The organism is Mesorhizobium sp. M0663, assembly GCF_040320585.1.
Taxonomy (GTDB): domain Bacteria; phylum Pseudomonadota; class Alphaproteobacteria; order Rhizobiales; family Rhizobiaceae; genus Mesorhizobium.
Window position 1 is genome coordinate 138758 of the sequence record NZ_JAMYPX010000009.1, and the last position, 25686, is coordinate 164443.

Annotated in this window: 22 protein-coding genes; 7 read left to right on the plus strand and 15 right to left on the minus strand. The window is 64.3% G+C overall.

Annotation, left to right across the window (positions count from 1 at the left end; translation table 11 throughout):
- Positions 1 to 121 precede the first annotated feature (121 nt).
- The 3 genes from NKI54_RS18215 to NKI54_RS18225 all read right to left on the minus strand — a co-directional run bounded on the left by NKI54_RS18215 (position 122) and on the right by NKI54_RS18225 (position 2527).
- On the minus strand, positions 122 to 1351 hold the full coding sequence (locus NKI54_RS18215; RefSeq protein ID WP_352692097.1) for an amidohydrolase/deacetylase family metallohydrolase: 1230 nt from the start codon (positions 1349 to 1351) through the stop codon (positions 122 to 124).
- 22 nt (positions 1352 to 1373) lie between these two features.
- Positions 1374 to 1739 carry a RidA family protein gene (locus NKI54_RS18220; RefSeq protein ID WP_023675940.1) on the minus strand — a complete coding sequence of 122 codons (366 nt, stop codon included), beginning with the start codon at positions 1737 to 1739 and terminating at the stop codon, positions 1374 to 1376.
- A 359-nt stretch (positions 1740 to 2098) separates the two neighbouring features.
- The gene (locus tag NKI54_RS18225; RefSeq protein WP_023675939.1) at positions 2099 to 2527 is read right to left on the minus strand and encodes an Lrp/AsnC family transcriptional regulator; all 429 of its coding nucleotides are present in this window, start codon (positions 2525 to 2527) and stop codon (positions 2099 to 2101) included.
- Positions 2528 to 2650: 123 nt separating this feature from the next.
- On the opposite strand from NKI54_RS18225, the gene NKI54_RS18230 reads away from it, so the two are divergent.
- Positions 2651 to 3754, plus strand: a complete 1104-nt coding sequence (locus NKI54_RS18230; RefSeq protein WP_352636486.1) for a saccharopine dehydrogenase family protein — start codon at positions 2651 to 2653, stop codon at positions 3752 to 3754.
- 168 nt (positions 3755 to 3922) lie between these two features.
- On the opposite strand, the gene lpdA is transcribed toward NKI54_RS18230, so the two are convergent.
- The 4 genes from lpdA to NKI54_RS18250 form a co-directional block, all read right to left on the minus strand.
- Positions 3923 to 5317 carry a dihydrolipoyl dehydrogenase gene (gene lpdA, locus NKI54_RS18235; RefSeq protein WP_352636487.1) on the minus strand — a complete coding sequence of 465 codons (1395 nt, stop codon included), beginning with the start codon at positions 5315 to 5317 and terminating at the stop codon, positions 3923 to 3925.
- A gap of 246 nt (positions 5318 to 5563) precedes the next feature.
- On the minus strand, positions 5564 to 6976 hold the full coding sequence (locus NKI54_RS18240; protein WP_352692099.1) for a dihydrolipoamide acetyltransferase family protein: 1413 nt from the start codon (positions 6974 to 6976) through the stop codon (positions 5564 to 5566).
- A 10-nt stretch (positions 6977 to 6986) separates the two neighbouring features.
- Entirely contained in the window at positions 6987 to 8000 is a 1014-nt protein-coding gene (locus NKI54_RS18245; RefSeq protein ID WP_352685069.1) for an alpha-ketoacid dehydrogenase subunit beta, read from the minus strand.
- A gap of 2 nt (positions 8001 to 8002) precedes the next feature.
- Positions 8003 to 9235 (minus strand): 3-methyl-2-oxobutanoate dehydrogenase (2-methylpropanoyl-transferring) subunit alpha, encoded by a 1233-nt coding sequence (locus NKI54_RS18250; protein WP_352692100.1) that lies wholly within the window; start codon positions 9233 to 9235, stop codon positions 8003 to 8005.
- Positions 9236 to 9709: 474 nt separating this feature from the next.
- Between NKI54_RS18250 and holA the strand changes: the two genes are divergently transcribed.
- A complete protein-coding gene (gene holA, locus NKI54_RS18255; protein ID WP_352692101.1) occupies positions 9710 to 10756 on the plus strand; it encodes a DNA polymerase III subunit delta in 1047 nt (348 codons plus the stop codon).
- A 228-nt stretch (positions 10757 to 10984) separates the two neighbouring features.
- Here holA and NKI54_RS18260 read toward each other — a convergent pair whose 3' ends face one another.
- From NKI54_RS18260 to mnmE, 5 genes are all read right to left on the minus strand, one after another.
- On the minus strand, positions 10985 to 11866 hold the full coding sequence (locus NKI54_RS18260) for a ParB/RepB/Spo0J family partition protein (RefSeq protein ID WP_352636491.1): 882 nt from the start codon (positions 11864 to 11866) through the stop codon (positions 10985 to 10987).
- A gap of 40 nt (positions 11867 to 11906) precedes the next feature.
- A complete protein-coding gene (locus NKI54_RS18265) occupies positions 11907 to 12707 on the minus strand; it encodes a ParA family protein (protein WP_352636492.1) in 801 nt (266 codons plus the stop codon).
- Positions 12708 to 12740: 33 nt separating this feature from the next.
- Complete coding sequence (gene rsmG, locus NKI54_RS18270) at positions 12741 to 13382, minus strand: 16S rRNA (guanine(527)-N(7))-methyltransferase RsmG (RefSeq protein WP_023675929.1); 642 nt, start codon at positions 13380 to 13382, stop codon at positions 12741 to 12743.
- A complete protein-coding gene (gene mnmG, locus NKI54_RS18275) occupies positions 13379 to 15268 on the minus strand; it encodes a tRNA uridine-5-carboxymethylaminomethyl(34) synthesis enzyme MnmG (RefSeq protein WP_352636493.1) in 1890 nt (629 codons plus the stop codon). Before mnmG ends, rsmG begins: the two co-directional genes overlap by 4 nt.
- Before the next feature lie 386 nt (positions 15269 to 15654).
- A complete protein-coding gene (mnmE, locus tag NKI54_RS18280) occupies positions 15655 to 16983 on the minus strand; it encodes a tRNA uridine-5-carboxymethylaminomethyl(34) synthesis GTPase MnmE (protein ID WP_352692102.1) in 1329 nt (442 codons plus the stop codon).
- A gap of 59 nt (positions 16984 to 17042) precedes the next feature.
- Here mnmE and NKI54_RS18285 point away from each other — a divergent pair, with 59 nt between their 5' ends.
- Positions 17043 to 19061 carry a thioredoxin domain-containing protein gene (locus NKI54_RS18285; RefSeq protein ID WP_352692103.1) on the plus strand — a complete coding sequence of 673 codons (2019 nt, stop codon included), beginning with the start codon at positions 17043 to 17045 and terminating at the stop codon, positions 19059 to 19061.
- 184 nt (positions 19062 to 19245) lie between these two features.
- Here NKI54_RS18285 and rho read toward each other — a convergent pair whose 3' ends face one another.
- The 3 genes from rho to hemE all read right to left on the minus strand — a co-directional run bounded on the left by rho (position 19246) and on the right by hemE (position 22255).
- Entirely contained in the window at positions 19246 to 20511 is a 1266-nt protein-coding gene (rho, locus tag NKI54_RS18290; RefSeq protein WP_023675925.1) for a transcription termination factor Rho, read from the minus strand.
- A gap of 167 nt (positions 20512 to 20678) precedes the next feature.
- On the minus strand, positions 20679 to 21224 hold the full coding sequence (gene hemJ, locus NKI54_RS18295; protein ID WP_031211566.1) for a protoporphyrinogen oxidase HemJ: 546 nt from the start codon (positions 21222 to 21224) through the stop codon (positions 20679 to 20681).
- A gap of 2 nt (positions 21225 to 21226) precedes the next feature.
- Positions 21227 to 22255, minus strand: a complete 1029-nt coding sequence (gene hemE, locus NKI54_RS18300; protein WP_352636496.1) for a uroporphyrinogen decarboxylase — start codon at positions 22253 to 22255, stop codon at positions 21227 to 21229.
- Between the two features lie 401 nt (positions 22256 to 22656).
- Between hemE and NKI54_RS18305 the strand changes: the two genes are divergently transcribed.
- The 4 genes from NKI54_RS18305 to coaE all read left to right on the plus strand — a co-directional run bounded on the left by NKI54_RS18305 (position 22657) and on the right by coaE (position 25673).
- On the plus strand, positions 22657 to 23475 hold the full coding sequence (locus tag NKI54_RS18305) for a pyruvate, water dikinase regulatory protein (protein WP_352453668.1): 819 nt from the start codon (positions 22657 to 22659) through the stop codon (positions 23473 to 23475).
- Between the two features lie 164 nt (positions 23476 to 23639).
- Positions 23640 to 24239, plus strand: coding sequence for a Maf-like protein (locus tag NKI54_RS18310; protein ID WP_352636497.1), 600 nt, complete (start codon positions 23640 to 23642; stop codon positions 24237 to 24239).
- A complete protein-coding gene (locus NKI54_RS18315; protein ID WP_352636498.1) occupies positions 24232 to 25074 on the plus strand; it encodes a shikimate dehydrogenase in 843 nt (280 codons plus the stop codon). Before NKI54_RS18310 ends, NKI54_RS18315 begins: the two co-directional genes overlap by 8 nt.
- Positions 25071 to 25673, plus strand: a complete 603-nt coding sequence (gene coaE / locus NKI54_RS18320; RefSeq protein ID WP_352636499.1) for a dephospho-CoA kinase — start codon at positions 25071 to 25073, stop codon at positions 25671 to 25673. The genes NKI54_RS18315 and coaE overlap by 4 nt, the downstream gene beginning before the upstream one ends.
- The last annotated feature ends 13 nt before the right edge of the window (positions 25674 to 25686 follow it).

Here is a 25686-nt window from a genome sequence, read left to right on the forward strand (position 1 = left end):
GGCAGGCCAGAGGGGGTCGCCGCACGTCGAGCGCCAACCTCCATCCGTTGCAGGAAGACGAGCCCGGTCGAACCGACCCCCTCTGTCGCCTTCGGCGACATCTCCCCCTCAAGGCGGGAGATCACCCACGCTCGAAATGCCGGCTCACAACATCGACATGAGTGTCGTGCGCATGCGCTTCGAAGCGTTCGGTCTCGCCGAGATCGTCCACCGCCTCGTTCGGCCACCAGCTGCCGCCGACCACGATTCCGTCCGAGACCAGCCTTTGCTCGGCGACCAGCGAGGCGCCGACCGAATCGACAAAGGTGAAGCGGCCCGGACGCAGCCGCAGCACCGCGATGTCGCCGACCGCACCAACCGCAAGCCTGCCGAGATCGGGCCTGGCGATCGCTTCGGCCGGCCGCTGTGTCGCGGCGCGCAGCACCTCGACCAGCGGCATGCCGAGCGCCAGCAGCTTCGACATGCAGACCAGAATGTCGAAGGCCGGCCCGTCGACACAGTAGAGATGCACGTCGCTGCTGATCACGTCCGGCGCCAGCCCCTCGCTGAGCATCGCTTTCGCCACTTCGAAATCGAACGAGCCCATGCCGTGGCCGACGTCGAAGATGACGCCGCGCTCGCGCGCCAGCCGCATATCTGGCCGCACCGCCCCCGAGGCAAAGACCGGCGCGTTGGGAAACGGCCGGAAGCAGTGGGTGAGGATGTCGCCCTTGCGCAGCCGCGGCAGCACTTCCGAGCGGCCCGGCGGCGGCTCGTCTATGTGCGCCATCAGCGGCAGGCCGGCTTTGTCGGCGGCTTCGAGCGCGAGATCGACCGGCGCGATGCCGCTGGTGCCGCCGGCATGGCGACCCGAGCGGACCTTGACGCCGACAACCACGTCCGCGTGCTCGCGAGCCGCCGCTACCGTCTCGCGCGGTTCGCAGAGCCGGAGGTCGCTACACTCGCCGACCGCCACAGTCTGCGAGAAGCCGAATATGCCGGCAAAGGAAATGTTGACATAGGCCAGGATGCGGACTTTCGAGCGCTCGATGACGTGGCGGCGAAAGCCGAGGAAATTGCCGGCGCCGGCACTTCCGGCATCGATGAAGGTGGTGGTGCCGCTCTTTGCGGCGAGCCGGTCGGCATCGACGCCGAGCGACGTGCCGCCCCAATAGACATGGCTGTGCAGGTCGATCAGGCCCGGCGCGACGATGGAGCCCGTGGCATCGATGACGCGGGCGGCACGTTCGAAGGGGATTTCGGTGTCGATCGCGGCGATACGGCCGTCGGCAATCGCCAGATCGCGCTGCGCGTCGAGGCCGGACGCCGGATCGATGAGGCGGCCGCCTTTTATCAGGAGATCGAATTGCATCGCGCCTGTCTCCACTTTCCCGTCAGGCCGGCCTGTAGGCAACGGCCTCGACCTCGATCTTGATGTCGATCATCAGCCGCGACTCCACTGTCGTGCGCGCCGGCGGGTCTTTCGGGAAATGCCTGGCATAGACGGTGTTGAAAATGCCGAAATCGCGGGCGTCTTCGAGCCAGACCGTCGTCTTGACTACGTCGTCGAGGGTACAGCCGGCCAGCGCCAGTGCCGCCTTGACGTTCGACAGCACCTGCTCGGTCTGTTCGGCGATGCCGCCCTTGACCACCAGCCCGTCTGTGCCGACCGGCACCTGGCCTGAGACATAGACGAAATCGCCGGCCCTGACCGCCGGCGACAACGGCACATGGGATTTTCCAAAACACTGCTTGGGCAAGGAGGCCTCCTGTCTAGGTTCTTTGGGTGAACGCGCGGTGCTGCGAGAGATAGGGGGCGGCTGCACGCCATCGATCCACATTTTGAAAGCCTATATCGCTTTGCTGCGGTAACGCCACAACGATCACCGCCCTTGCTGATCCTTCGCGCCCCCCTCTGTCCTGCCCTCTTTGCGATCACTTGGCATCTCCCCCTCTAGTGGGGAGATCGGCAGCTTCGCCGATAGCATCCATTCAGCCACCTTGGAGATTGGGCGAAAGCCGCGGTGACATCCAATCTCCCCCTGGAGGGGGAGATGCCCGGCAGGGCAGAGAGGGGGGCGCTGTCCCGACAGCGTCTGGACCCGCGACACCAGCCGGCTCAGCGGTCGATCCGCGTCGACAGGATGATCGACGACGACGTGCGCTCGACTCCGTCCATGGCGCCGATCTGGTCGAGAAGCGTGTCGAGATCCCTGATCGACGGCGCCTCGACGATGACGATCATATCGAAATTGCCGCTGACCGAGTGCAGCGTGCGAACCGGTGCCAGCGCCTGCAGGCTGCGCACCACCTTGTCGGCAAGCTTGGGGGTGACGGTGAGCAGGACATGCGCCCTGACCAGCCCCTGCTCGTAATCCGGCAACAGCCTGACCCCGTAGCCGGCGATGATGCCGCGCTGTTCCAGCCGCTCGATCCGGCTTTGCACCGTTGTTCGTGAGACGCCGAGCCGCCGCGCCAGTTCGGCGGTCGAGGCGCGCGCATTGGTGCGCAGCAGGGAAAGCAGAGCCTGGTCGGCATCGCTGAGCATTTCGACGAACCTTACCGGCACATTGCTCAAAGAGAGGCTGCGTTTCGTACAATCTCACGCTTCCTTTCGACAGGCAAGCTGCGATTCTAACCGTGAATTTAGCATTGGTGCGAGGGACCGGTCATGAAGGAAATCATCGTCGTCGGCGCCGGCAAGATCGGCTCGACCATTGCCGAGATGCTGGCTTCCACGGGCGACTACCATGTCACGCTCATCGACCGCTCGGCGGCGCAGCTCGGCGCGGCCGAACTGTCTGAAACGGTCGAGACGCTGGAACTCGATATCGAAGCCGCCGGCACGCTCGAAGCCGCCTTGGCCGGCAAGTTCGCGGTGCTCAGCGCCGCGCCCTTCCATCTGACCACGCGCATCGCCGAGGCGGCGGCCAGTGCCGGCGTGCATTATCTCGATCTGACCGAGGACGTCGTCAGCACCAGGCGCGTCAAGGAACTGGCGCGTTCCGGCAACAGCGCGTTCATTCCGCAATGCGGGCTGGCGCCGGGCTTCATCTCGATCGTTGCCAACGATCTCGCCAGCCGCTTCGACACGCTGGAAAGCGTGCGCATGCGGGTCGGCGCGCTGCCGCAATACCCGTCGAATGCGCTGAACTACAATCTGACCTGGAGCACCGACGGCGTCATCAACGAATATTGCGAGCCGTGCGAGGCGATCGTCGAAGGCGAGCTTGTCGAAGTGCCGCCGCTGGAGGAGCGTGAAGAATTCTCGCTCGACGGCGTCACCTACGAGGCGTTCAACACCTCGGGCGGGCTGGGCACGCTGGCCGAAACGCTGAAAGGCAAGGTGCGGACGCTGAACTACCGCACCATCCGCTATCCCGGCCATGCCGCGATCATGAAGGCGCTGCTCAACGACCTCGGCCTGCGCCACCGCCGCGACGTGCTGAAGGACATTTTCGAAAGCGCCCTGCCGGCGACGCTGCAGGACGTGGTCATCGTCTTCGTCACCGTCAGCGGCCGCAAGAACGGCCGCCTGCTGCAAGAGACCTACGCCAACAAGATCTACGCCAAGCGCGTCGGCGAAACGGTGCGCAGCGCCATCCAGATCACCACCGCCTCCGCCGTCTGCGCGGTGCTCGACATGCTGGCCGACGGCACCTTGCCGGCGAGAGGCTTCATCAAGCAGGAGGACATCGCCCTCGACGCCTTCCTGGCCAACCGCTTCGGCCGCGCCTATGCGCAGCACGAAATGGTTAGCCGGCTTGCAGGATGAGCTGCGTAATCTCCCCCCTCGAGGGGGAGATGTCGCCGAAGGCGACAGAGGGGGTCGCCTCGCGTAGAGCGCCAACCTCCATCTGTCGCAAGGGAGGTCGCATCCAGTCGAACCGACCCCCTCTGGCCTGCCGGCCATCTCCCCCTCAAGGGGGGAGAGCGCGAGCCCTCAGACATGCACCGCCCGCCCCAGCGCCTTCAGCGCCGCTTCCTGAAAACCCTCGCCCTGTGTCGGATGGGCATGGATCGTCCCGGCGATATCCTCCAGCGTCGCGCCCATCTCCAGCGCCAGCCCAAAGGCCGTCGACAGTTCCGACACGCCCTGGCCGACGGCCTGGATGCCAAGCACCAGATGGTTGTCCGCCCGCGCCACTACCCGGACGAATCCGTCCTCGCCCAACTTCGTCATCGCCCGGCCATTGGCGGTGAAGGGAAACAGTCCGACCTTGATCTCGCCACGGGTCTTGGCCTCCTCCGGCGACAGGCCTGCGGTGACCAGCTCCGGATCGGTGAAACAGACAGCCGGGATCGCTCGTCTGTCCCAGCTGCGCTTGTGGCCGGCGACGATCTCGGCGACCATTTCGCCTTGCGCCATGGCCCGGTGCGCCAGCATCGGCTCGCCGGTGACGTCGCCAATGGCAAAGATTCCACGCATCGAGCTGCGGCACTGGTCGTCGATGCGGATGAAGGGTCCGGCCATGTCGAGGTCGATCTGCTCCAACCCCCAGCCTTCGGTCACCGGCTTGCGACCGACCGTGACAAGCACCTTGTCGGCGGCAATCTTGCCGTTCTTGCCGCCATTCGTCTCGACCAGCAGCGCGTCGCGCTTAGTGGACAGCCCCTTGGCCTTGGCGTTCACGAGCACCTCGATGCCGAGTTCGGCCAGCCGCTTCACCACCGGTCGGGTCAGTTCCGCATCATATTGCGCCAGCACGCGGGGCAACGCCTCGACCACGGTCACCTTGGCGCCCAGCTTGGCAAAGGCGATGCCGAGTTCCAGCCCGATATAGCCGCCGCCGACCACCGCCAGCCTCTCCGGAACTTCGCTCAGCGCCAGCGCCTCGGTCGACGAAATGACCGGCCCGCCGAACGGCGGCGATGGCAGCTCGACCGGCGCCGAGCCGGTCGCTATCACCACCGTTTCGGCTCGGATCACCTGCATGCCGATCTCGGTCTCGACGGCAACGGTCTTGCCGTCGCGAAATGTCGCCCAGCCATGCACCGTCTTCACGCCAGCTTTCTTCAGCAGGCCGGCGACGCCGTTGTTCAGCCGGCTAACGATCCCGTCTTTCCAGGCAATGGTCGCCGCGAGATCAAGCGAGGGTGCCGCGACCGTTATGCCGAGTGGACTTTTGCCGCCGGCCATGTGCGAGAGCTTTTCGAACTCTTCGGCTGCATGGATCAGCGCCTTTGACGGGATGCAGCCGACATTGAGGCAAGTGCCGCCCGGTTTGCCTGCCTCGACGATCACCGTGTCGATGCCAAGCTGCCCGGCGCGGATGGCACAGACATAGCCGCCCGGACCGGCGCCGATGACCAGCAGCTTGCAGGAGATTTCCTTCATCATTGCACCTTAGTTCGACGAGCCGGCGGGGCAGCACCCCCCTCTGTCCTGCCGGACATCTCCCCCTCAAGGGGGGAGATTGGCAGCTTTCGCGTTCGGCTTAGTCCTGCAAAGCTGGAGATTGGCGAAAGGCCGGATGACGGCCGATCTCCCCCCTTGAGGGGGAGATGCCCGGTAGGGCAGAGGGGGGCGCGAAGGATCGCTACTGCTCTCATCTCGCGCCCCTGCGATCCTCTGTTCATCTCCTCAATCCACAAAAATCAGCGCCGGCGTTTCCAGCAGAGTCTTTATCCGCTGGATGAACACCGCCGCGTCCCAGCCGTCGATGACGCGGTGGTCGAAGCTGGAGGACAGGTTCATCATCTTGCGCGGGATGAACTGGGTACCGTCCCATACCGGCCGCACCATCATCTTGTTGACGCCGACGATCGCCACTTCCGGATGATTGATCACCGGCGTCGTCGCCACGCCGCCCATGGCGCCCAGCGAAGTGATGGTGATGGTCGATCCCGAGAGTTCGTCGCGCGTCGCCGTGCCGGATTTTGCTGCCTCGGCCAGCCTGACAAGCTCGGCTGCACAGTCCCAGATGTCGCGCGCCTCGGCGTGCTTGACCACCGGCACCATCAGCCCGGAAGCCGTCTGCGCGGCGATGCCGATATGGACGCCGCCATGCTGGTGGACGATGCCGGCTTCGTCGTCGAACAGTGCGTTGACATTGGGCTGGTCGGCGATTGCCTTGACCATCGCCCGCATCAAGAACGGCAGCAGCGTCAGCTTCGGCCCGTCCCCGCCCGGCCGCTTCTCCTTGTTGAGCGCGGCGCGCAAATCCTCGAGCGCGGTGACGTCGATCTCCTCGACATAGGTGATATGCGGGATGCGCGACTTGGCCAGCGTCATCTTCTCGGCGATCTTTCGCCTGAGCCCGACTATCTTGATGTCCTCGACCGCCTCGTTGCGGGCGAGGCCAGGGGCCTTCGCGAGCTGCGGTCCGCGTGCCAGGAAGGCGTCGATGTCCTCGTGCCGGATGCGGCCGGCTGGGCCGGTTCCCGGGACCTGCCGAAGGTCGATGCCGGCCTCTTTCGCCCTGAGGCGGACGGCCGGCGAGGCCAGTGGCTTTACGCCCTCGGGGCGCGGCGCGCCGGAGGTCCGCGCAGTAACCCCACCGGCGGCAGTACCCCCACCCCTAACCCCTCCCCACAAGGGGGAGGGGGATTCGCCACCCGCCGCACTTAGTCCCTTATGCGTTGGTGTTTTTCCAGGTGATCGTGGAGCGGTCTCGGGTTCGGCCTTGGAGGTTGCGGCACGTCCCCCTCCCCCTTGTGGGGAGGGGTTAGGGGTGGGGGTACTGCGCCCGGTGGGGGTATTCTTGGCGCCCGCCTCAGTGGCCTGCGACGCAGCATCCCTGACATTGCCCTCGCCCGCCACCTTCAACCTGACAATCGGCGAGCCGATCGCCACCGTGTCGCCGATCTCGGCGCCCAACCAGACGATCTCGCCATCGACGGGCGACGGAATTTCGACCGTCGCCTTGTCGGTCATCACGGCGGCAAGCACGGCGTCCTCGCGCACGAGGTCGCCAACCTTGACCTGCCATTCGACGAGCTCGGCCTCGGCGACGCCTTCGCCGACATCGGGCAGCTTGATGACATATTCGCCCATCGTTCCCCCTTCAGGCTTCCATCGTTTCGACCAGCGCGCGGCCTAGCCGGGCAGGACCGGGAAAATAGTCCCACTCCTGCGCATGCGGATAGGGCGTGTCCCAGCCGGTGACCCGCGTCACAGGCGCTTCCAGATGGTAGAAGCAGCTCTCCTGAACCAGCGCCGAAAGTTCGGCGCCGAACCCCGATGTCAGCGTCGCCTCGTGCACGACCACGCAGCGCCCCGTCTTGTTGACCGAGGCGACGATCGTCTCGAGATCGAGCGGCAGCAGTGTCCTCAGATCTATGATCTCGGCATCGATGCCGGTCTCCTCGGCTGCCGCCTGGGCGACATAGACCATCGTGCCATAGGCAAGCACGGTGACTGCCGCACCCGGCCGTCGGATCACCGCCTTGCCGAGCGGCACCGTGTAGTGGCCGTCGGCGACTTCGCCGAGCTCATGTTTCGACCATGGCGTTACCGGCCGCTCGTGATGACCGTCGAAGGGGCCGTTGTAGAGCCGCTTCGGCTCCAGGAAGATCACCGGGTCGGGATCCTCGATCGCCGCGATCAGCAGGCCTTTGGCGTCATGCGGATTGGACGGAACCACGACCTTCAGGCCGGAGACGTGGGTGAACAGCGCCTCCGGGCTCTGGCTGTGGGTCTGGCCGCCGAAAATGCCGCCGCCGGTCGGCATTCTCACGACGATCGGGCAGGTGAAATCGCCGTTCGACCGGTAGCGCAGCCGCGCGGCTTCCGAGACGATCTGGTCATAGGCCGGATATACATAGTCGGCAAACTGCACCTCGACGCAAGGCTTCAGCCCGTAGGCGGCCATGCCGATGGCCGCGCCGACAATGCCGGATTCGCTGATCGGCGCATCGAAGCAGCGGCTCTTGCCGTATTTCGCCTGCAGGCCCTGGGTGCAGCGGAAGACGCCGCCGAAGAAGCCGACATCCTCACCGAACACGATGACTTGGCTGTCGCGCGCCATCGACACGTCCATGGCGTCGCGGATCGCCTCGATCATGGTCCGCCGCGGCATGGTCAGACCCCTGCCTGTTGGCGCTGGCGCCTGAGATGCGGCGGCATCTCGGCATAGACGCCCTCGAACATGTCGCGCGCCGAGGGCTTGCCGCCGGCATGCAGCGTGCCGTGGCGCTCGGCCTCCCGCTGCGCCGAAATCACCGTGTCGAGGATTTCGGCCTCGGCCTGGGCGTGGCGTTCGTCCGACCAGACGCCGCGCTGGATGAGATGGTTCTTCAGCCTGACGATCGGGTCGCCGAGCGGCCAGGCGTCGGACTCGGCCTTCGGCCTGTAGGCCGACGGGTCGTCGGAGCTCGAATGGGCGCCGACGCGGTAGGTGACGTATTCGACCAGCGTCGGCCCGAGATTGCTGCGCGCCCGTTCCGCCGCCCATTTGGCCACCGCATGGACGGCGAGATAGTCGTTGCCGTCGACGCGCAGCGACGGAATACCGAAGCCGAGCCCACGGGCGGCAAAAGTGCCGGAACCGCCGCGGGCGATGCCCTGGAAGGTCGAGATCGCCCACTGGTTGTTGACGACGTTGAGCACGACCGGCGCCTTGTAGGTCGAGGCGAACACCAGCGCCGAATGGAAGTCGGACTCGGCGGTCGAGCCATCGCCGATCCAGGCGGCGGCGATCTTTGAATCGTTGCTGATCGCCGAGGCCATCGCCCAGCCGACCGCCTGGATGTACTGCGTCGCCAGATTGCCGGAGATCGAGAAGAAGCCGTGCTCCTTCGACGAATACATGATCGGCAATTGCCGCCCTTTCAGCGGATCGGCCTCGTTCGAATAGATCTGGTTCATCATCGTGACCATCGGGTAGCCGTCGGCGATGAGCAGGCCTGCCTGCCGATAGGTCGGAAAATTCATGTCGCCCCGCGACAGCGCCTTGCGGAAGGCGCAGCTCACTGCCTCTTCGCCGAGATGCTGCATGTAGAAAGAGGTCTTGCCCTGGCGCTGCGCCATCTGCATGCGCGCATCGAAGCTGCGCAGCGTCATCATATGGCGCAGCCCCTCCAGCAACTCGTCGTTCGAAAGCAGCCCTGCCCACGGCCCGACCGCCTCGCCGGCGCGGTTGAGCACGCGGATGATCGAGAAGGCCAGATCGCGGATGTCGCGCGGGTCGACGTCGATCTTCGGGCGCGGCACCGAGCCAGCTTTTGGAATGCTCACATTAGAGAAATCCGGCGTCCCGCCCGGCCGCACTTCCGGTTCCGGAACATGGAAGCGCAGCATTCCGGCATCGGCCATGATCTCGGTCCTCCACTGTTGCCCGGCCAGGATATTTGCACACCGCCAGACCAGTGCCAATTCGTCGGGCGAGGCTTCGCTGCCGCTGGCTACTGCCCGCGGCAGACAGGATGGAGATATGTCGGCGAAATTTCTTGTCGATCTTCCGCGCCGGCGCGCAATTTGGCGAATGGCCCGGGCCGATCTGGCGCATGAGAAGACATTCCTGGTGGCAAGATCCCTCTGTCGGAGTTCCTTCGCACCCCCCTCTGTCCTGCCGGACATCTCCCCCTCAAGGGGGGAGATTGCGCCCTCATCTCGGCTTTCGCCAATTACCGAGGGTATTAAGGGAGAGCTGTCGGCGAAACTGCCAATCTCCCCCCTTGAGGGGGGAGATGTCCGGCAGGACAGAGGGGGGTGCTGCCCCTCCGGCGTCTCGAAACAATCCCCCAGCCCTCCGTTCACCCCGCGCCCGCGTCATGCTAATCAGCGCCCATGGCACAAAAGAAAGCATACGAGGTCGATGCATGGCTCGCGAAGCCGGATCCGCGCGTCTCGATCGTGCTGCTTTACGGTCCCGATCGCGGGCTTGTTGCCGAGCGGGCAAAGGCCTTTGCCGGCAAGACCGGCCTGCCGCTTGACGATCCGTTCTCGGTCGTCAGGCTGGACGGATCGGAAGTCGATCGCGACGAGGGCCGCCTGCTCGACGAGGCCCGCACCGTGCCGATGTTTTCGGAGCGGCGCCTGCTATGGGTGCGCAACGCCGGCGCTCAGAAGGCGCTTGCCGATGACGTCAAGGCGCTGACGTCGGAGCCCGCGCGGGACGCCATCATCCTCATCGAGGCCGGCGACCTGAAGAAGGGCGTCGGCCTGCGCGCCGTGGTGGAGGCGGCGGACAATGCCATGGCTCTGCCTTGCTACGCCGATGAGGCCAGGGACATCGACACGGTCATCGACGACGAACTGCGCAAGGCCGGCATGTCGATGACGCTGGAGGCGCGGCAGGCGCTGCGCCGCAATCTCGGCGGCGACCGGCTGGCCTCGCGCGGCGAGATCGAGAAGCTGGTGCTTTACGCGCATGGCCAGGCCGAAATCGGCCTCGACGACGTCAAGGCGACGTCTGGCGATGTCTCGGGCCTCTCCTTCGACGCGGCGGTCGACGCCCTGCTCGAAGGCAGGATCGCCGACTTCGACACCGCCTTCACCCGCCATTGCCAGTCCGGCGGCCAGCCCTTTCTGGTACTTTCATCGGCGATGCGGCAGTTGCAGGCGATTCAGGCGATGCGCGGCCTGATGGACGCCGGCGGCCGCAATGCCGCTTCGGTCGTTGCCGCGGCGCGCCCGCCGGTGTTTTTCTCCCGGCGCAAGCTGGTCGAGAAAGCCCTCGAACGGTGGAGCAGCGAGGCGCTCGGCCGCGCGCTGGCCCGCCTGCAGACGGCGGTCCTGCAGACACGCCGGCGGCCGGATCTGTCGGTCGCGCTGGCACGCCAGGCCCTGCTCGGCATCGCCGTGGAGAGCGCAAGGCTGGCGCAGCGCACCTAATCTCCCCCCTTGAGGGGGAGATGTCGCCAAAGGCGACAGAGGGGGTCACAGCGCGTAGAACACCAGCCCCTTCCGCGAAGACAGAGGACGTGGGCGCTTGAAATTTGACGACCCCTTCTGGCCTGCCGGCCATCTCCCCCTCAAGGGGGGAGATTAACTACTTCGACGATTTCGCCAATCACCGCGCGGCAGCAAAACGTTATTTGCCGGCTAATTTTAGCAACCTACCTACTCCCGCTTCAGCCTTCGGCAAAGCTCGTCAAGCTGCTCCAGCGTCCGGTAGGCGACGCTGATCACGCCGCCGCGCTGGCTGTGCTCGATCGTGACGATCATGCCGATCGTGCTGGTCATCAGCCGCTCCAGCGCCAGCGTGTCGGCATCCTTTTGCGGCGGTGCGGCGGGCTGGCGCTTTGCCGCCGGCGCGCCGACCGGCATCTGCGCCAAGGCTTCGGCCTGGCGCACCGAAAGCCCTTCGTCGATGATCCGCTTGGCAAGCCCGGCCGGGTCGTCGGCCGTCACCAGGGTACGGGCGTGGCCGGCCGAGAGCGCGCCGTCGACCAGCATGTCGCGGATGACGTCGGGCAGCTTGAGCAGCCTCAGCGTGTTGGCGACATGGCTGCGGCTCTTGCCGATCACCTGGCCGAGATCGGCCTGGGTATAGCCGTGGTCGTCGATCAGCTGCTGATAGCCCAGCGCCTCCTCGACCGGGTTGAGGTCGGTGCGCTGGACGTTTTCGATGATCGCCAGTTCGAGCGCCGTGCGATCGTTGACGTCGCGTACGATGATCGGGATTTCGGTCAGCCCGGCGCGTTGCGCCGCGCGCCAACGACGCTCGCCGGCGATGATCTCGTAGCGGCCCGTTTGGGTTTTCGACGGCCGCGCCACCACCGGCTGCACCACGCCATGTTCGCGGATCGACTGGGCGAGATCGGTCAGGTCGGCGTCGCCAAAATGCCGGCGCGGGTTTTTGGGATTGGGGCTGAGGAACTCGATCGGCACCTTGCCGTCGGCCGCCAGCCCGGGCTTTTCCGGTGCCGCCGGGCGATCGATTTCGCCGATCAGCGCCGCCAGTCCCCGTCCCAGTCTTTTCCTCGAAGGGTCTTCGTTCATCGTCCGTCCAGATCGTTTCGGTGTCGAATCGGCTTATTGTTCAGGCAGCACGCAATTTGCGCTCGCGGCGGATGACTTCCGAAGCAAGCTGCAGATAGGCCTGGCTGCCCGAGCATTTGAGGTCGTAGAGAATCGCCGGCTTGCCATAGGATGGCGCCTCGGAAACGCGGACATTGCGCGGGATGACGGTTTCATAGACCTTGTCGCCCATATGCGCCCGCACATCCTGCACCACCTGGTTGGCGAGATTGTTGCGCCCGTCGAACATGGTCAGCACGATGCCCTGGATCGTCAGGTCGGGGTTGATCGAGCGGCGCACCTGCTCGACCGTCTCCAAAAGCTGGCTCAGGCCCTCCAGCGCGAAGAACTCGCACTGCAGCGGCACCAGCACCGAATCGGCCGCAGCCATCGAATTCAGTGTCAGCAGGTTGAGCGACGGCGGGCAGTCGATCAGCACATAGCCGAAGTTGGCCGAGCGCTCGGCCGAAGCCCGCAGCGCGTTGCGCAGCCGCAGCACCCGATCCGGCGCCGAGGCGATTTCCATCTCGATGCCGAGCAGGTCGAGCGTCGACGGTACGATCGACAGGCCAGGCACCGCCGTCGGGATCGCCGCCGCTTCGAGATCCAGCTCGCCGGTCAGCACATCATAGGACGAGACGCTGCGGTCGCGCCGGTCGATGCCAAGCCCGGTGCTGGCATTGCCCTGCGGGTCGAGATCGACGATCAGCACCTGTTCGCCTATGGCCGCCAGCGCGGTGGCCAGATTGATGGCCGTCGTCGTCTTGCCGACGCCGCCCTTCTGGTTGGCGACGGTGATGATTCGGGGGCCGTTCTTCATCATGGGTCTATGCCAGAAATTCATTTGGGTCGCCGGTCACAAGCCAGGGTGCTGTCGCAAGTCGGATACTTCGAGAATGACGCCCTGCGCGTCGGTTGCACTGGCATGTTCTACCAGATCGAAAGACCATCGTTGAGCGCTTTCTGCCAATTCGGCGCGGTAATCCCGGCCTTTGTGAAACAGGCCGCGCGACCCCTTGGTCAGCCACGGTGCCGCCAGGTTGAGCAAAGCCGGCAGCGAGGCGAGTGCCCTGGCTGTGACGATTTGCGGTGCAGGAACAAGAGGATAGCTGTCGTCGATGCGGCGCGCGATAACCTTGGCGGGCAGGCTGAACTGTCCGATGACCGCTTGCAGGAACGATGCTTTTTTCCGGTTGCTTTCAACCAGGTCGATACCGGCGCCGTCCCGCTCGGCAAGCAAAAAGGCCAGCACAAGGCCCGGAAACCCACCGCCGGAGCCGAGATCGACCCAGCGCTTCGCCTCTGGTTTGATTCGCGCCAGCTGCGCGCTGTCGAGGATGTGGCGGCGCCAGACATCGTCCTGCGTCGATTGCGCGGCCAGATTGATCCGGCGGTTCCATTTCTGGAAGACGGCCTCGAACTCGACCAGGCGATCGAATGTTTCACGTGAAACCGGGCCCGCTGCCGTCTGCAGGTTTGCCCAGGACGCAGCGCTCACGCGACCTGCTTTCGCGCGGCCGCCTCGGCATTGCGGACATGGGCGACAATAATCGCCAGCGCCGCCGGCGTCATGCCTTCCATGCGTTGCGCATCGGCAATCGAGCGCGGCTGGCGTGCCAGCATCTTCTGCTTCAACTCGTTCGACAGGCCGGGAACAGAAGCAAAGTCGAGCGACTCGGGAATAAGCCTGCTCTCCTCATGCCTGATCTGCGAAACATCGGCCTGCTGGCGGTCGAGATAGACAGAATATTTGGCTTCCGTTTCAAGACGTTCGGCCGTTTTGCTGTCGATCGCCGCGAAAGCCGGATCGACCCGCGCCAGCCAAGCGATGTCGACGCCGGGATAGGCCAGCAACTCATAGGCCGAGCGACGGACGCCGTCCCGGTTGATTTCGAGCCCATGGCGCGCTGCCTCATTGGGGGTCATGGTGGTGCCGAGGGCGAGCTGTCGCGCCTTCTCAAGGTCTTGCATACCATTGTTGAACCGCTGCATCCGCTCCGGCGAGGCAATCCCCAGCCTTATCGCCAGTGGCGTCAGCCGCTCATCGGCGTTGTCGGCTCGCAGCGAAAGCCGGAACTCGGCCCGCGAGGTGAACATGCGGTACGGCTCGGCGATGCCGCGGCTGGTCAAATCGTCGACCATCACGCCGATATAGGCTTCGGTGCGGCTCAGCACGATTTCTTCGCTCGCCGACGCCTTGCGCGCTGCATTCAAGCCGGCAAGCAGCCCTTGCGCGCCGGCCTCCTCGTAGCCGGTGGTGCCGTTGATCTGGCCGGCGAGGAAAAGGCCGGCGATCCGCCTGGTTTCCAGCGTTGGCTTGAGCTCGCGTGGATCGACATGGTCATACTCGATGGCATAGCCCGGCTGCAGCATGGTTGCCCGCTCCAGCCCCGGAATGGTCTTCAGGATGTCGAGTTGCACATCCTCGGGCAGCGAGGTCGAAATGCCGTTCGGGTACACCGTGTCGTCGTCCAGCCCTTCCGGCTCCAGAAAGATCTGGTGGCCTTCGCGGTCGCCGAACTTGACGATCTTGTCTTCGATCGACGGGCAATAACGCGGCCCGACGCCTTCGATCGACCCCGAATACATGGCCGAGCGGCCGAGATTGGCGCGAATCAGCTCGTGCGTTGCATTGGTCGTTCGGGTAATGCCGCAATGGATCTGCGGATTTTCGATGCGATCGGTCAGCAGCGAGAACGGCACGGGGTCCTCGTCCGCCGCCTGGCTCTCCAGTGACGCCCAATCGATCGTCCTGCCGTCCAGCCGCGGCGGCGTGCCGGTCTTCAGCCGCCCGAGCCTGAAGCCGGCGCGGCTCATCGTCGCCGACAGGCTGATGCTCGCCTGCTCGTTCATGCGGCCGGCGACGATCTTCTTTTCGCCGATATGGATCAGCCCGCGCAAAAAAGTGCCGGTCGTCAGCACCACGGCGCCGCAGGCGAACCTGCTCCCATCCGCCAATAGCACCGCCGCGATGCGTCCGTCGTCGATTTCCCCGTTGTTGATTTCGAAATCCAGCACCTCGCCTTCGATGACATCGAGGCCGGCCTGCTGGCGGATTGCCGCCTGCATGGCGAGGCGATAGAGTTTTCGGTCGGCCTGCGTTCGCGGACCACGCACCGCTGGCCCCTTGCGGCGGTTGAGCAGGCGGAACTGGATTCCGGCGGCATCGGCGACGCGCCCCATCAGCCCGTCCATGGCGTCGATCTCGCGAACCAGATGGCCCTTGCCGAGGCCGCCGATCGCCGGATTGCAGGACATCACGCCGATCGTGTCGAAGCGCAGCGTCACCAGCGCCGTCCTGGCGCCAGCCCGCGCAGCGGCACTGGCTGCCTCGCAACCAGCATGACCGCCGCCCACCACAACCACATCATAGTGATTGGTCATTTCAGAATCCCGAATTCAAGTGGACCGACACATGTCCCTGGAGGCACGCGCTGTCAAGGACGCAGGGCGCTTCAGACGCATGACTGCCCCCGACAATGCAGACAGAGATCGCCTGGCGCCGTTTTGTCTTTCCTTCTCCCCTTGTGGGAGAAGGTGGATTGGCGCGCAGCGCCAAGACGGTTGAGGGGTGCTGGACGGAGTGCAGGTGATGCCAAGCTGGAACACCCCTCATCCGACCGAGCTTCGCTCGGCCACCTTCTCCCACAAGGGGAGAAGGGGAGACGCTACGAGCGAGATCGTTTCACGTGAAACAGTACCCACCTATTCTTGGGCCCGTGTTTCACGTGAATCACCGCCGGTGCTCCTTCCCTTATGTTTCACGTGAGTCATTTTCCAATACAAAACTGCGAAAAAATCACATCGAGCATGTCTTCGACATCGACCGACCCAACGATTCGTCCGAGCCGATCCGCCGCCAGGCGCAGCTCCTCGGCCTGCAGTTCCTGGCCGCGATCACCACTGGCCACTGCTGCGAGCAGGAAGCGTTTCGTCTCGTTGAGCAGCTCGACGTGCCGCAGCCGCGACGGCAGGATATCGCCGGCCTTGCCGATCTGGACTGCGGCACGACGCCCGATCTCGTCCAGCAGTTCGGCCAGACCCGTGCCGTCCCGCGTCGAGATAGCGAAATCATAGTGCGCCGCGGGCGAGGGCGATTTGCCCCCCAACAGGTCAATTTTTGTTCCGACCCTCAGCGCCTGAATGTCGCTCGTCAGCACACCGATCGCGATTGGGTCTGCCAGATCCTCCAGCAGCAACAGCAGATCAGCGCTGTGCGCCTTGGTCCTGGCTTTCTCGATGCCGATCGCCTCGATCATGCCAGGCGCCTCGCGCAGGCCGGCGGTGTCGGTTACCCTTACCCGCATCCCCTCAAGGTCCAGTACCACCTCGAGCAGGTCGCGGGTCGTGCCCGGCTCGTCGGTGACGATGGCCGCTTCGCGCCGCGCCAAGGCGTTGAACAGGCTGGACTTGCCGGCATTCGGCGCGCCGAGGATTACCACTTCGAACCCATCGCGAATGATTTCGGCAGCGCGGAAGCCGGCGACGTGGCGCTCTATTTCCCCGATCATCGCCCGGACATCGGACCAGACTGTATCGGCGACCGAGCCCGGCACGTCATCCTCGTCGGCAAAGTCGATCTCGGCCTCGATCATCGCGCGGGCGTGGATCAGCCGTCGGCGCCAGCCCAGATAGAGTTCGCTCTGCACGCCTTGGGCGTTGTGAACGGCAAAGCGCCGCTGCGCCTCGGTTTCGGCGTTGATGAGATCGGCCAGCGCCTCGGTTTCGACCAGATCGAGCTTGCCGTTGAGAAAGGCGCGGCGGGTGAATTCGCCAGGCTCGGCATGCCTGACGCCGTCGAAGGAGGCGATCGTTTCCAGCATCCTCGCCACAACGGCGCGCCCGCCATGCACATGGAACTCTGCAACGTCCTCGCCGGTAAAACTGTCGGGACCGGCAAAGAAGACGACCAGGCCGCTGTCCAGCACCGATCCGTCGGGCGCCCGGAACTTGCGATAGGTGGCAACGCGGTTTGACACCTTCGATCCCGCAATCGTTTCGACAGCGAATCGACTCTGCGGCCCGGAAATCCGGATCACTGCAATGCCGGCCGGCAGGCGCCCGCTCGACAGCGCCACGATGGAGTCTTTTGAAATCATTTGCCCGCTCTGCCGAAGCGCCCTAGCTATGCTTGTTCAATCCGCCATCGAGTAGCGCCGTGACATTGCCTGCACAAAACCTGCTTGCCGAAGAGGCCAGCCCCTATCTGCAGCAGCACAGCGGCAATCCGGTGCACTGGCGGCCATGGTCGCCCGCCACTCTGGCCGAAGCAAAGGTGCTGCAGCGTCCGATCCTGCTCTCTGTCGGCTACGCCGCGTGCCATTGGTGCCACGTCATGGCGCATGAGAGCTTCGAGAACGACGACGTCGCCGCCGTCATGAACCGTCTCTTCGTCAATATCAAGGTCGACCGCGAGGAGCGCCCCGACATCGACCAGATCTACATGGCGGCGCTGTCCTCGATGGGCGAGCAGGGCGGCTGGCCGCTGACCATGTTCCTGACCCCGGACGGCAAGCCGTTCTGGGGCGGCACCTACTTTCCGCGCGAAGCCCGCTACGGCCGGCCGGGTTTCGTCCAGGTGCTGGAGGCGGTTGACAAGGCTTGGCGGGAGAAGAAAGAAAGCGTTAGCCAGAGTGCCGACGGCCTGACCACGCATGTCGAGACGCGGCTGGCGGGCAGCCATGGCAAGGCCGTGCTCGACCGCGGCATGCTGGCGAACCTCGCCAATGGCATTGACGGCATGATCGACCGCGATTTGGGCGGCCTGCGCGGCGCGCCGAAATTCCCCAACGCGCCATTCATGCAGAGCCTCTGGCTGTCCTGGCTGCGCGACGGCACCGCATCCCACCGCGACACTGTTCTCCTAAGCCTCGAAAAGATGGTGGCCGGCGGCATCTATGACCATATTGGCGGCGGACTCAGCCGCTACTCGACCGACGCCGAATGGCTGGTCCCGCATTTCGAAAAAATGCTCTACGACAATGCCCAGCTCATCCGCTTGTGCAATTGGGCCTATGCGTCGACCGGCAAGGAATTGTTCCGGCTGCGAATCGAAGAGACGATTGCCTGGCTGTTGCGCGAAATGCGCGTCGAGGGCGATGCCTTTGCCGCCAGCCTTGATGCCGATAGCGAGGGCGAGGAGGGGTTGTTCTACACCTGGAGCAGGGATGAGCTCGAAGCAGCTCTTGGCGACGATTCAGCATTGTTTTTCAAATACTTCACGCTTGCCGGTCCGCATGGTTGGGAAGGCAAGCCGATCATTTGCCAGACTGATGCTCAACAGGCGCAGAGCGTCGTCGATCGTGACCTTCGGGTTCCGCTCAAGCAAAGGCTGCTGGCAGCGAGGGAACAGCGCGTGCGGCCCGGGCGTGACGGCAAGGCGCTGACCGACTGGAACGGCTTGATGATCGCAGCCCTTGCCGAGGCCGGACGGTCGCTTGGCCGATCCGACTGGATCGAAGCGGCGGCAGCGGCCTTTGCCGCAATTGCGGCTGCCGGACGTGACGGCCGCCTGCCGCATTCGATGCTCGGCGCAAGGAAGCTGTTTCCGGCTCTGTCGAGCGACTATGCCGCCATGGCCAACGCCGCCATCTCACTGTTCGAGGCGACCGGCAATCCCGACTATATCGATCGCGCCGGGAACTTCATTGAGCAACTCGAGCTTTGGCACCGGGACAGTGACAAGACCGGCTACTATCTGACCGCGTCCGACAGCGCGGATGTGCCGATCCGCATCCGCGGCGATGTCGACGAAGCCATTCCTTCCGCTACCGGCCAGATCATCGAAGCCCTGGTCCGATTGTCGTCGCTTTCGGGCGATCTCGATCTCTGGGAAAAAGCCTGGACAGTCGCAGAGCACGCGGGCGGGCGGGCGGAGCACCAGGGCTATGGCCAGGCGGGTATAGTCAATGCCTGTGCCTTGGCGCTTGAACCGCTGAAGCTGGTGATCGTGGATAGACGGGAGAATCCAAGGCTTGTTCCGGTTGCGAATCGAAATCCAGACCCGCGCCGGGTGGACATCGTCGTGCCTGTTGGCTCGGCGACAAATCTGCCGGCCTTGCCAGGCGGCGTCCTGCCGCCAACGGCCGAGCCCGGCGCCTGGCTCTGCACGGGGCAGGTCTGCCTGCCGGTGGTGACTAGTGCCGACGAGCTTGAGCGGCTGTTGCACCGGCAATGAGTCCAACGCGGCTCCCCCTTCTCCCCTTGTGGGAGAAGGTGACCGAGCGAAGCTCGGTCGGATGAGGGGTGTTCCAGCTTGGCGCCGACGGAGTTCCGTCCGGCACCCCTCAACCGCTTGGCGCTGGGTGCCAATCCACCTTCTCCCACAAGGGGAGAAGGGAAGGACGGCGCCGGCCAACCCCTTACGTATTCATCGAATCGAAGAAATCCGCGTTGGTCTTGGTCTGCTTGAGCTTGTCGATAAGGAACTCGATGGCGTCGGTCGTTCCCATCGGCGCCAGGATGCGGCGCAGCACGAAGATCTTCTGCAGGTCCTGGCGCGGAACCAGCAGGTCCTCCTTGCGGGTGCCGGATTTGAGGATGTCCATGGCCGGATAGATGCGCTTGTCCGCCACCTTGCGGTCGAGCACGATTTCCGAATTGCCGGTGCCCTTGAACTCTTCGAAGATGACCTCGTCCATGCGGCTGCCGGTATCGATCAGCGCCGTGGCGATGATGGTCAGCGAGCCGCCTTCCTCGATATTGCGGGCAGCACCGAAGAAGCGCTTCGGCCGCTGCAGCGCGTTGGCGTCGACACCGCCGGTCAGCACCTTGCCGGATGACGGCACGACGGTGTTGTAGGCGCGGCCGAGGCGGGTGATCGAATCCAGCAGGATGACGACGTCACGGCCGTGCTCGACCAGGCGCTTGGCCTTCTCGATGACCATTTCGGCGACCTGGACGTGGCGCACCGCCGGCTCGTCGAAAGTCGAGGACACCACCTCGCCCTTCACCGAGCGCTGCATGTCGGTGACTTCCTCCGGCCGCTCGTCGATCAGAAGCACGATCAAATAGCATTCCGGATGGTTGGTGGTGATCGAATGGGCGATGTTCTGCAGCAGCACCGTCTTGCCGGTGCGCGGCTGCGCCACGATCAACGCGCGCTGGCCCTTGCCGAGCGGCGCCACCAGGTCGATGACGCGCGCCGAAATATCCTTGGAGGTCGGAACCTCCATCTCCATCTTCAGCCGCGAGGTCGGATAAAGCGGCGTCAGATTGTCGAAATGGATCTTGTGGCGGATTTTTTCCGGGTCGTCGAAATTGATCGTGTTGACCTTGAGCAGCGCGAAATAGCGCTCGCCCTCTTTCGGGCTGCGGATCGGCCCTTCGACCGTATCGCCGGTCTTCAGCGAGAACCGCCGGATCTGCGACGGTGAAATATAGATGTCGTCGGGACCTGGCAAATAGTTGGCATTGGCGGAGCGCAGGAAGCCAAAACCGTCCTGCAGCACTTCGACGACGCCGTCACCGATGATCTCGATATCCTGGGTCGCCAGCCTCTTCAGGATCGCGAACATCAGCTCCTGCTTGCGCATGACGCTGGCATTCTCGACTTCGAGCGATTCCGCATAAGCGATCAGCTCTGGCGGTTTCTTGTTCTTGAACTCTGTGAGTTTCATTTCTTGCATCATTAGACGGACTCTGAGTAAGCTTTGGGAAAAATATCGGCGGGATGCGACAAATGCCGGGCGCGGCCGAAGCGATAAATGGGCGGCGCATGACGGGAAGGAAGACCCGTCTTTTATCGTCGGTCGGTTGAAAGAGCAAGCCGCCTTTTTGCGGGCAACCGAAGACGTCAGAACGGTTTCACGATAACCAGGACGACGATGACGATCATCAGCAATGTAGGGATCTCATTGACGATCCGCCAGTGCCTTGCCGATTTTTCATTGCGGTCTTCGGCAAATTTCCGGACGGCGCCGGCGAGATAGCCATGCACGGCCGACAGGCCAACCACCGCAGCGATCTTGGCATGCAGCCAGCCGCCCTGAAAACCAAAGCCTTTCCAGGCGAGCCACAGGCCGAATGCCCAGGTGATCACCATTGCCGGATTGATGATGCCGCGCAGCAGGCGGCGCTCCATCACCTTGAAAGTCTCCGACTGGACGGAGCCTTTTTCGGCATCGGCATGATAGACCAGCAAGCGCGGCAGATAGAGCATGCCAGCCATCCAGGAGATGACGGCAATCACATGGATCGCCTTCGCCCAGGGATAGAAATCATCGGGCCCGAACAGCAACAGCAGCCCGGCCAGCACCAGGAAAATGGCGATCGCGATTGCCGCGCGGCGCATCGCGCCCTTACCGGTGTTGGTGCCGTTCGCATTGTCCGCGCCCATCATCGTCACGATGCGCTCCGCACCAGCTTGACCATCCGCTCGACATGAGCGAGCGGCGTCTCCGGCGTGATGCCGTGGCCGAGATTGAAGATCAGCGGCCCGTCGCCCAGCGCCTTCAGGATCGCCCCCACGCCGTCGTCAAGCGCCTTGCCGCCGGCTACAAGCCGCAGCGGATCGAGATTGCCCTGCACGGCGCCGTCACGCTGCAATTCCTTCGCCGTCGACAATGGCACGGTCCAGTCGAGGCCCAGCCCGGTCACGTCGGTCTTCTGGCGATAGCTTCGATAGTGATCTCCCGCGCCCTTGGGAAAGCCGATGATCGGAACATTGGGATGGGCAGCCTTCACTTGCCGGACGATCGAGGCCACCGGCTCGACGCAGAACAACTCGAAAGACGCTTCGTCGAGTACGCCTGACCACGAATCGAAGATCTGCACCACGTCGGCGCCGGCCTCGATCTGGCGGATCAGATAAGCACCCGAATGATCGGCCAGCACCTTCAGCAGCCTAAGAAAGGCCGCCGGCTCGCGATAGGCGAACAGCCTGGCCGGCGCCTGGTCGGGCGTACCGTGGCCGGCAATCATGTAGGTCGCCACCGTCCAGGGCGCACCGCAGAAGCCGATCAGCGTCGTTTCATCAGGCAGTCTGGCGCGCAACCGCCGCACCGTCTCGTAGACCGGCTCGAGATTCACGTGAAACGTTTCGCCGTCGAGAGCCGCAATTTCCGCAGCCGTGATCGGCGTCAGCAGCGGGCCGCGTCCTTCCTCGAAGCGCACGTCGCGGCCGAGCGCATGCGGCACGACAAGAATATCGGAAAACAGGATCGATGCATCGAAGCCGAAGCGTTCGATCGGCTGCAGCGTCACTTCGACGGCGAGATCCGGGTCGTAGCAAAGATCGAGGAAGGATCCGGCCCGTCTCCTCGTCTCCCGGTATTCCGGCAGATAGCGGCCGGCCTGGCGCATCATCCAGAGCGGCGGCGGAAACGCCGCTTTGCCTCTCAACACGTCCAGCACGATCCGGTCTTGAGGCATTGAGCGCTCGCCCTTCCAGGCTTCCCTATAATTAAATATTCTATTTTTAGGAATCTTATGATTCTAAGAGTCTGTTGGTTGTGGTGGTTGTCTCCTGTCCCGCTTTGCCCTCGAAAAGACCAGCCAGCATATTGTCGCGCGCTTCTCCAGCGGGATTGCAGGACTTTGTGGAAAACCGCGAATTTACGACTGGAGTCAATGCGTTGCCGCCACGCCAGGGAAATTGCCCCTGTGGATGAAGCGAAGGCAAAAAGCTCCGTCCCCGGACTTGTCCCCAACCGCCCGGAGAAGCCGACAGCACATCGAATTGTGGACAAACCGCCATCTGATACAGTCGCTTTGCGGTGGCCGAGTTTTCCGCCCGGCTTATCCACATCGGCCCACAGCCTGGAATGTATCCTGTGAACAAACCGCAGAGCTTCTTTCACCTTCATCTGATTTCCGACGCCACCGGCGAAACGCTGCTGGCCGCCGGCCGCGCGGCTTCCGCGCAATACAAGGACGCGCGCGCCATCGAACATATCTACCCGCTCATCCGCACCGAAAAGCAGGTGACGAAGGTGTTCGAGGACATCGAGGAGGAGCCGGGCATCATCCTCTACACGGTGGTCGACCAGAAGCTTGCCCGCGGTATCGACGAACGCTGCGCGGCCATGGGCCTGCCTTGCGTCTCGGTGCTGGAGCCGGTGCTGACGGTGTTCCAGTCCTATCTCGGCACGCCGGCCGGCCGCCGCGTCGGCGCCCAGCATGTGCTGGACGCTGAATACTTTCGCCGCATCGACGCGCTCAATTTCACCATGGAGCATGATGACGGCCAGCTGCCGGCCAATATGGACGATGCCGACATCGTGCTCGTCGGCATTTCCCGCACCTCGAAGACGCCGACCAGCATCTATCTCGCCAATCGCGGCATCAAGACCGCCAACATTCCGATTGTGCTCGGCGTGCCGGTGCCCGAAACCCTGGTCAATGCCAGGAGGCCGCTGATCGTCGGCCTGGTCGCCACCGCCGAACGCATATCGCAAGTCCGGCAGAACCGCATTCTCGGCACCAGCGCCTATGAGCCGACCGACTATGTCGACCGTGCCGCGATCGCGGAAGAGCTCACCTATGCCCGCCAGATATGCACGCGGCATGGCTGGCCGATGATCGACGTCAGCCGCCGTTCGATCGAGGAGACGGCGGCGGCCATCGTTGCCCTGCGCGGCAAGACGCGGTAGGTCGTGTGATATTCAGGTGATGCCGGCCTGCAAACGGCGGTTTCCTGCGCTTCCGGTGCTCACGTACGAAAAGTACGCTCCGCTCCGGTTCTCGGAAGCCACCGTTTTCGGCTCGGCCTGACCTGAATCTCGACACACCCTAGTGTCAGGAACCGGGTGAAAAAATGGCAAAAAAAATCATCCTTGCCTCGGGCAGCCCGTTCCGCAAAGCGCTGCTCGTCAATGCCGGCGTCACTGTCGAAGCGGTTCCGGCTTCTGTCGATGAGCGCGCGCTCGAGGCGCCGCTGCAGAATAGTGGCGTGTCGCCGGAGGACGTCGCCCTGGTGCTCGCCGAAGCCAAGGCCACCGACGTCAGCGAGCGCAAGCCCGGCGCCCTGGTGCTCGGCTGCGACCAGACGCTGTCGCTCGGCGACGAGCTGTTCCATAAGCCGGCCGACATGGAAGGAGCGCGCCGTCATCTGTTGGCGCTGTCGGGCAAGACGCATCATCTCAACAGCGCCGTCGTGCTCGGCCGTGACGGCCAGATTCTGTGGCGGCATGTCGGCATCGCCAGCCTGACCATGCGCAAGCTCGATCCGGCCTTCATCGGCCGCCATCTTGCGCGCGTCGGCGCCAAGGCGTTGTCCAGCGTCGGCGCCTACCAGATCGAAGGCGAAGGCATCCAGCTGTTCGAAAAAATCGAAGGCGACTATTTTACTATTGTCGGCTTGCCACTTTTGCCGGTGCTAGCCAAGCTGCGTGAGTTCGGGGCGATCGATGGCTGAGGCCACGAAAAAGGCGTTTGTCACGGGCCACCCGATCGCGCATTCCAGGTCTCCGAAGATCCACGGCTACTGGCTGGCGAAATACGGCATCGGCGGCGTCTACGAGGCCATCGACGTTGCACCAGAGGCGTTTGCCGAATTCCTGCAGACGCTGCAGGCACAAGGCTATCGCGGCGGCAACGTCACCATCCCGCACAAGGAAGCCGCCTTCGCTTTGGCCACGCGGCGTGACGCCGACGCCGAACAGATCGGTGCGGTCAATACGCTGTGGTTCGAGAATGGCGAATTGTGGGGCGGCAACACCGATGCCCATGGCTTTGCCGCCAATCTGGACGAATATGCACCGAGCTGGGCGGCCAACGGCCCCGCCGTGGTGCTCGGTGCCGGCGGCGCCGCTCGCGCGGTCATCCACGCGCTGAAGCAACGCGGCATCAGCGATATCCGCCTCGTCAACCGGACGCTTGCGAGGGCGCAGGAGCTGTGCGACCGCTTCGGTGCCGGCGTCTCCGCCCATGGCATGGCGGCGACCGGCGAATTGCTCGAAGATGCCGGCCTGCTGGTCAACACGACAGTGCTCGGCATGCACGGCAATGAAGGCCTGTCCGCGGATCCGGGCAGACTGCCGGACCGCGCCATCGTCACCGACATCGTCTACGTGCCGCTGGAGACGCCGCTGCTTGCCACCGCCAAAGCGCGCGGCCTGAGAACCGTCGATGGGCTCGGCATGCTGCTGCACCAGGCGGTGCCCGGCTTCGAGCGCTGGTTCGGCATCAGGCCAGAAGTCACCGCCGAACTGCGGCAAATAATTATTGCCGATATCGGCGCGATAAAATGATCGTGCTCGGCCTCACCGGATCGATCGGCATGGGCAAATCGACCGCGGCCAAGATGTTCGCCGAAGCCGGCGTGCCGGTCCATGATTCCGACGAGGCGGTGCATCGCCTTTATGCCGGCAAGGCCGCGCCCTTGGTCGAGGCGGCCTTTCCCGGCACCACCCGATCTGGTGCGGTCGACCGCGCGGCACTGGCGGAGCGGGTGCTCGGCGACGCCGCCGCGCTGAAACGGCTGGAAGCGATCATCCACCCGCTGGTCCGTGCCGACGCCGATGCCTTCCTGGCTGAACATCGTGCCGCCGGCGCGCTGCTTGCCGTGCTCGATATACCGCTGCTGTTCGAGACCGGCGGCCGCAACCGCGTCGACAAGGTCGTGGTCGTCACCGCGCCGCCCGAAGTCCAGCGCGCCCGCGTGCTGGCGCGGCCGGGCATGAACGAGGAGAAACTGGCGTCGATCCTGGCCAGGCAGGTTTCCGACGCCGAAAAGCGCCGGCGCGCCGACTTTGTCATCGACACCGGTCAGGGCTTTGACGCCGCTCGCGCGGCCGTCAAGGCCATCATCGCCGAACTAGTCGTGGATAAGGCGGGCAGGCCTGGTTAAGAGGCTTGCAGAC